The organism is Burkholderia sp. Ac-20392, from assembly GCF_017104585.1.
Classification (GTDB): Bacteria; Pseudomonadota; Gammaproteobacteria; order Burkholderiales; family Burkholderiaceae; genus Burkholderia; species Burkholderia lata.
On the sequence record NZ_JAAGPB010000426.1, the window covers coordinates 1 to 7,306 of the forward strand.

Below are 7,306 nucleotides of genomic sequence, written 5' to 3' on the forward strand. Positions count from 1 at the left end.
CCGCCGCGTCGTCGGCGAGCGCGGAGCCGACGCCGGCCGCGATCAGCGAGCCGGCCATCAGCAGGGACATCAGAAGTTTGCGCATCTTGGGTTTCCTCTTGTCGCTTGTCTTGTCTGTTCTGTTACAGCGCGTCTGCGCCGGTCTCCCCGGTGCGAATCCGGATCACCTGTTCGATCGCCGTGACGAAGATCTTGCCGTCGCCGATCTTGCCCGTGCGCGCGGCCCGCTCGATCGCCTCGACCGCCTGGTCGACGAGATCGTCGGACACGGCTGCCTCGATCTTCATCTTCGGCAGGAAATCGACCACGTATTCGGCGCCGCGGTACAGCTCGGTGTGCCCCTTCTGGCGTCCGAACCCTTTCACCTCCGTCACCGTGATGCCCGAGACGCCAAGCGCCGACAGCGCTTCGCGCGTCTCATCGAGCTTGAACGGCTTGATGATTGCGGTAATGAGTTTCATGAAGTCCTCTCGCTGGGTTGTCCCGTCGAATTGGTTGGAATGTTGTAACGGACTCTTCTCAGCAACTCGCATGCCATGTCGGTTCGCGCACCGTTTCAAAGGGCTTCATCAAGGGGTCGCATCCCGTGATGTAAGGTGCGGAAGCCCGGCCGAATGGCCAACGTGGCCCGGTTTGCTGGCGCGGCGAAAGGATCGTTGCTAGAGTGCACGCACGTCCCGGATCCCCGGGCCATTCACCCATGCGGGCGCCATGCCCGGAATTCGCGCCCAGGGCGCACCATTTCCGGTCATGCGTGCATCATGGGCACGTACGCAACTGAAGATGCACATTTTTTGTGCAAGGAAGGGGAATCACATGAAGCAACCCAGCGACGTTTTCAACGATCTGCAGTCGCGCGTCAGCGATCTGCTGAAAAACTCGCCGGCCAAGGACGTCGAGCGCAACGTGAAGGCCATGCTGTCGCAAGGCTTCTCGAAACTCGATCTCGTCACGCGCGAGGAATTCGACACGCAGGCGCAGGTGCTCGCCCGCACCCGCGTGCGCCTCGAGGAACTCGAGAAACGCGTCGCGGAACTCGAGCAGAAGCTCGCCGCACCGCAAGCCTGACGCCCCACCCGGCCGCAAGGTCCGGGCGCGGGCCGCCTCGTGCAGCCCGCGCCCGCCGCCCCCGAAGCACTGAAGCACTGAAGTCGTCCCCGCTCTTCGTCGTCCGTCGTTCTCCGCAGCACCCCCGCTCTTCGCTGTCCCTCGCTCTTCGCTCTTCGCTCTTCGCTCTTCGCAGTCCGTCGTTCCGCTGTTCCTCGTTCTTTCCCCGCGCCACGCCGGCACGCGCGCACCGATTTCTCCGATTCCCGCGGCATGCGGCCCCGAACGGCCGTCGTCCGTCTTGTTTACCAGGAGCCTCGCCATGTCGCTCGCCGTGGTGCGCAGTCGCGCGCCCGCCTCCGGCCGTGCGCCGGACGTCACCGTCGAAGTCCATCTCGCCAACGGGTTGCCGTCGTTCTCGATCGTCGGCCTGCCCGATCTCGAAGTCCGCGAAAGCCGCGAGCGCGTCCGTGCCGCGCTGCAGAACTGCGGCTTCGAATTCCCCGTGCGCCGCATTACCGTCAACCTCGCGCCGGCCGACCTGCCGAAGGAATCGGGGCGGTTCGTTTTGACGCTTGCTATCTGTTAGGAAATAAAGACAATGGGGACAGTCTCTTTGAGACGAGTAGCAGGTGGGGGTCCGGGGGAGGATTCGATGGGTCGCAAGGCTGTGGATAACTCTGATTTGGCCCGTTGGCGCACGCTAGCTGCAACCGACACGCTGCATCTGCTCGCTGATTACGCCAAGCAAGACCGCTCGTTCATACCAAGGACAAGCCATCAATCGACAAGGTGGCACGCCAAGGTCAACGGCGCCGAATTCGAGATTCTATGTACCGGCCCAAAGTTTCTCGACACAAGAGCAGGCAAAGGCGGAGGCGGTGCCATCGATATGGCCATGCATCTACTGCGCCTCGATTTCAAGCAGGCCGTTAACCTCCTGCGCAGTAAAGGTATTTGAATGCATTTAATCGCGGCCACTGCAGAATTCAAGCTTGCCGGTCAGCCACGAACGGGATTCCCGATTCTATTGTGGGAAGACATGCGGAGCTGCGAACCAGCCAATGAGTTCCTACGCTACTACCTGCTGCGCGGCGCCATCGGGTCCAGCAATTCGTGGGAGCCGACTGGTCGGGCCATATACGACTATTTTGGCTTCCTCGAAGCACACGATCTCTCCTGGGACGATGTTGATCGAGGCGAACGGAAAACTTTGGTCGCAGCGTACCGTGACTACTCCTTCGAAACCGCCGGACTAGCTCGCAATACAATCCGGCAACGCCTCCTATACGTCTGCGAATTCTATGCTTTCGCCAAGCGGCAGGGCTGGGTTCAATCGCTTCCCTACGAGTACGAGGGGCGCCAGGTCATGCGCTCGGGCGGCTTCCTTTCACACGTCGACGGTTCGGGAGGACGACAAGCAGTCCGGTCCGTCATGCCACGCAAGCACCAAGCGCTTAAGAAATTCCTTTCCAAGCAACAGACCAAGTCCCTCCTCGCTGCCGCCGAGAACCCGCATCATCACATCATCATCCGTTTGGCGGTACAGAGCGGGCTTCGACGCGAGGAATTAGCCACGTTCCCGCTCGCCTACGTCGTCGATCCGGACAAAGCCCACGGCCCGGAACGGAACATCCGTGTAACGCTCGACCCTGCCGACGGCACCGGTATGAGTACGAAGGGCAGCAAGCCGCGCGTTATCTACGTCAGTCGGCGGCTCATGAAAGAGTTACATCACTACGCAATTCATTGGCGCGGAGAGCGCGCATCACTGAATCAATCTGCCCAAAAAGCACTGTTCCTAAATCAGTATGGCGAACCTTGGGCCGCCGACGGAAAAGGCATAGAAGCTATGGTCAGGAAGATCGGCGCAAAGGTCGGAGTTAAAGCACATCCACACATGTTGCGCCACACCTACGCGACACACACGCTCGCAGCCCTTCAACGCAATCGCGGAGATACGCACATCGAACCTCTGGTCTTTCTGCAAAAGCAGTTGGGGCACGCCTCCATTACGACCACCATGGACTACCTTCACCTTGTCAACGAGTTGGCAGATGACGCGGTGCTGGCCTATGACGACGAGCTGAACGACTGGGCCGAGGCCCAAACTTAATGGGTAAGCGTAAGGTATTCATCAAAACCAATCTCGACACACCCGGTGTCGAGCATGTCCGCGACGCCGCCGGCACCGTCGTTATCCCGGCCGATGCCATACCTCCTGAGATCACGGTTGTGAAGTACGGGCCCAGTATCGGGGCTGGAACCAGAGCCTTCGATTTCGCACCTTGGTATGGCGTCGGGATCGACGCGGTGACTTACGCGTGCCAACGGCAGATTGAGCGCTTCCTCGATAAACAGGATCTGGAGTTATCACCACTGACGGTGCGGACCTACTGCGTGAACGGACTCAGCGGTTTCCTTCGGTACCTGACGATGTTGAGCACGGCTTTGCGTCGCGACCTTACTCTAAACGACATCAACAGGGAGACGATCGACAGCTACCTTGGCTTCCTGAAGGATAGTGGTGTCGCCAAGGTAACGCAAAGCCGTCGCTATAGCTCCACCAAAGCTGTGTTAGGGGCGTTGTGTCAGCGCGGCCTGATTCATGAGATCTTGGCCGGAGATTCCGCGACTTTCCCGTTTAATCCGTTCCCAGGGGTTACGAGGAACTCGAAGGGTGAGCAACCGTTGCCCAAAGAGCAGCGTAAGGCCTTCGCACGAGCCGTGAAAACGGCCGTCATGCCAATCTTCTCAGACGACGTTGAGCACACATCCGAACTTCTCGCCTTCGCGCTGCTAATCATTGCGCTTCACACGGGAAGGAACACTTGGCCGCTACTCGAAATGTCCCCGGACTGTCTTCGCCCCCACCCGAAGGATGACGTATTGTTCCTTGTGCTCTATAAGCGCCGAGGCCACTCGACAAGCAAGGCCGCAATTCGAGCAGATTTCGATCGTCCCCAGATAGAGTCAATGGCAACGGTCAGGCCCACAGTCGCCCGCCTGATAAGACGCGTACTCGATCTCTCCTCGCGGTTGCGACACGAAGCTCCTGCGCACCTACGGGACCGTGTGTGGCTTTATCGCATGCAAACCCCAGGTCGTGGCGTGGGAGCTGTCGGAGACGTTACCGCGCTGAATCCCGGCACACTGGAGCGAGCTGTAAAAACGTTGGTCAAGCGATATGAATTGGTCGATACCGACGGGAAGCCTCTGCGCGTTAGCGTCAGCCGTTTGCGGAAAACCTTCGTCAACCGAATTTACGAAATTCTCGACGGTGACGTCGTAGCAACGGCGTCGGCTGCAGGAGATACCGTCAAGGTGACGTCGACTAGTTACCTTCGCCCTGGCGAAGATGCCAAGAAGAACTGGAAATTCCTCGGCGCGACGCTGGTTCAGGAATTGCTGACCAATACGATTGGTGCAACGGAGCGCACACCGATGGGACGATGTTCCGACAGCAAGAACGGGGAATACGCACCTAAACGGAACGGGGCAACCTGCATGAGCTTTATTAATTGCCTCCGATGCCGCAACTATGTTGTCACTGGCGACGACCTTTACCGCCTGTTCAGCTTCTATTGGCGAGTTCTGAAAGAGCAAGCCCGGATGGAACCTAAACGCTGGCGGCGCCAGTTTGCTCACGTCGTGCGGCTGATCGACCGGGATGTCATCGACGCGGGCCTCGCGAAAGGTGTGTTCAAGAAAGCGATCGTGAGCGTGGAACGCGAACGTGCCAGAGTCGCCCCGCATCCGTTCTGGCGCTGCGATACGATCCTGGGTGACATAGCCGAGGGCTTGATATGAGCGCGGCAAACGGTGCAGTACTAGCAGAACATCCGCCGGTTATTTTAAACCAACCGTTGCACGTGCGCGGACTGCACGCGCGGGACCGGGATGCACTGATCATAGCGATGCGAATTGTTGACGGTAATTGGACCGTCGCGAGCAGCTATGGCGATGACGTATGGTGGCCGGCCGGGGCGACTACAAACACTGCAAAGTCGAGAGCCAAGCTCGATTTCACAGCGATACCCCCGCACTTCAGGGACACGGTTAAGGCGATCATGTATCGACTGATCCGCCACGGTCGTCAGGGCAAACTGAAGGCCGGTGTAGCCGCTCTCAAGAGACAACTGGACAACATCCGATTTTTCCTTGGATATTTGACCAAGCTAGGCATCACGAAGCTTAGCGACATCACCCCAATGACCTGTTCTACCTATGTGCAGGCATGCAAAACGGCGGGGCGCGCTCCGGGGACCAAGCAGGCACGCACCTCGATCCGTCCTCTGACAGCTGGCTCCCTAGCGAAGCGGTTTCGCGCGGTGGAGACGCTCTACGAACTGAGCCAGTACACGGACGATGTCATGCAGCGACATCCCTGGCCAGACTCATCGGCTGATCATCTATCTGGCGAAGGAAAACACGGCAGGAGCGGCGCAAATAAGACTCCGTTGATACCCGATGACATCTTCACCATCATCTTCAAAAAGGCCTGGGCCATTGTTGAGAATGCTGGGCGCATTCTCGACTTCAGAGATGAAATGGATGCTATCGCGGCCCGTAGCAAAGGATATAGCAACGTCACAGTGAACGACCGGCGAAACAAGGCCTTGGAAGTACTTGGTTGGGAAAACGGGTACGGTGCGCTAACGGCGAGCTTGCTCGAGGTCCGGACAGCCTGTTATATCGTCATAGCGGCGGTAAGTGGCTGCCGCAATCACGAACTCGCATTCCTACGGACTAGCGCCTACTACGGCACTGAAGACGAACGAGGCGAACGCTACTGGTGGATGCGCTCGAAGTCAACGAAGACCGGCGCGGGCGATACTGAGTGGATGATCCCTGAGGCCGCAGTTTCAGCGCTCAAGATAATGGATCGCTGGGCAGCCCCTTATCAATCCCTACTGAGGCAGGAAATTGCTTCCTACCGGACCTCAGGATCCTCAAACTTGCGACTCGCCGAAGCTCTGGAACACGTGGGCGCGATATTCGTGGGGATCGACAAAAGAGCCTACAACAAAGTTCGGACAGTATCCGTGCAGCAATGGAATCTCAAACTTAAGGCGTTCTCTAGGGCGTGTGGGCTCGATTGGGATCTAGCATCACATCAATTCCGCCGCAAATTCGCCAACTACGCGGCGCGCAGCCAGTTTGGCGATCTTCGATACCTTCGCGAACACTTCAAGCACTGGTCCCAAGATATGACCTTGGGTTACGCCATGAATGAGTCGCAGGAAATGGCGCTGTACCTCGAAATTGAAGAGGAACTAGACGAGATCAAGAGCGGTGTCGTTGACCGCTGGCTAGATGACTCTGAGCCTCTAGCAGGAGGATACGGCGGTGCGCTTATCGACTGGCGTACTCGGTCCGAAAATATCACCATGTTCAAGAATCGCGCCGACATGATTCGCTCAATTGCGCAGAGCACTGCCATCCGTAGTAACGGACACGCGTGGTGCACGGCGGACGACAATCAGTGCATCGGCAATGACCTCGAGCGGACTAGATGTGGCGACAACTGTAGCAATGCGGTAATCGGAACCCGTCATGCCCCAGTCTACCAGCGCCTATTCGACGGTCTGAAAGAGTTGGAAGCCTGCGAAGACATCGGCGAAAGTGGCAAGGCACGGGTCCAGCGTGACCTTGCCCGATGCCGAAGTGTACTCACGTCCCTCGGGCATGACCCGTTGGTGGGTGCGGTATGACCCACCAACGCAAGAATGCCGAGATACGCGAGAAGGAACTGAGGCTAGCCATATTCCGGATCGAACGCGGTCGAGCGCATACGAAAGCGACGAGACTCAGTGTTTCCTCTGTCGCAAGGGAAGCGGGCGTGACACCCGCTCTGATCCATAACCATTATCCGGCGATTGCCGAAGAAATCCGCGTCAAGCAAGGCGCGTCGAGCCGCGAACAACGCGACCTTAAGCAGAATGAGCTCAACGCCGAACGCGAGAAAAGGAAAGCCCTGAAGTTAGAACTGGAGGAAGCACGCAAGCAGCTAGCACGACTGGCGAGCATCAATGAAATGCTGGTGCTGGAAAACAGGACGCTGAGAGCCGTGTCGCGTGAATCCAACGTCGTATCAATGGCGGCAAAAAAGCCGGAAAACAGTTAGCTTCGATAATTCTTTGATTTCACACCGCTTTCCCCGTTCTAACTGTTAGGAACACCCCGAAAGCGACGACCTGCCGATCGCGCTCGGCATCCTCGCCGCGAACGGCCAGATCCCGGCCGACGCGCTGGCCGG

At 58.2% G+C, this 7,306-nt stretch carries 7 protein-coding genes and 1 pseudogene; 7 read left to right on the forward strand and 1 reads right to left on the reverse strand.

The genetic code is table 11. From position 1 onward, the window contains the following. Positions 1 to 122: 122 nt before the first annotated feature. Complete coding sequence (locus G3N99_RS31010) at positions 123 to 461, reverse strand: P-II family nitrogen regulator (RefSeq protein WP_027789049.1); 339 nt, start codon at positions 459 to 461, stop codon at positions 123 to 125. 355 nt (positions 462 to 816) lie between these two features. Here G3N99_RS31010 and G3N99_RS31015 point away from each other — a divergent pair, with 355 nt between their 5' ends. The 7 genes and pseudogenes from G3N99_RS31015 to G3N99_RS31045 all read left to right on the forward strand — a co-directional run bounded on the left by G3N99_RS31015 (position 817) and on the right by G3N99_RS31045 (position 7,174). Then, on the forward strand, positions 817 to 1,068 hold the full coding sequence (locus G3N99_RS31015) for an accessory factor UbiK family protein (protein WP_006489451.1): 252 nt from the start codon (positions 817 to 819) through the stop codon (positions 1,066 to 1,068). A 301-nt stretch (positions 1,069 to 1,369) separates the two neighbouring features. Further along, a pseudogene (locus G3N99_RS31020) lies at positions 1,370 to 1,630 on the forward strand (magnesium chelatase domain-containing protein); the annotation flags it as partial. Between the two features lie 72 nt (positions 1,631 to 1,702). Then, positions 1,703 to 2,008: a hypothetical protein gene (locus G3N99_RS31025; protein ID WP_206124287.1), complete on the forward strand. Its 306-nt coding sequence runs from the start codon at positions 1,703 to 1,705 to the stop codon at positions 2,006 to 2,008. Continuing rightward, entirely contained in the window at positions 2,009 to 3,163 is a 1,155-nt protein-coding gene (locus G3N99_RS31030; protein WP_206124288.1) for a tyrosine-type recombinase/integrase, read from the forward strand. Continuing rightward, positions 3,163 to 4,857, forward strand: a complete 1,695-nt coding sequence (locus G3N99_RS31035) for a hypothetical protein (protein WP_206124289.1) — start codon at positions 3,163 to 3,165, stop codon at positions 4,855 to 4,857. Before G3N99_RS31030 ends, G3N99_RS31035 begins: the two co-directional genes overlap by 1 nt. After that, a complete protein-coding gene (locus G3N99_RS31040; RefSeq protein ID WP_206124290.1) occupies positions 4,854 to 6,761 on the forward strand; it encodes a hypothetical protein in 1,908 nt (635 codons plus the stop codon). Before G3N99_RS31035 ends, G3N99_RS31040 begins: the two co-directional genes overlap by 4 nt. Beyond that, complete coding sequence (locus G3N99_RS31045) at positions 6,758 to 7,174, forward strand: TetR family transcriptional regulator (protein WP_206124291.1); 417 nt, start codon at positions 6,758 to 6,760, stop codon at positions 7,172 to 7,174. The genes G3N99_RS31040 and G3N99_RS31045 overlap by 4 nt, the downstream gene beginning before the upstream one ends. Positions 7,175 to 7,306 lie beyond the last annotated feature (132 nt).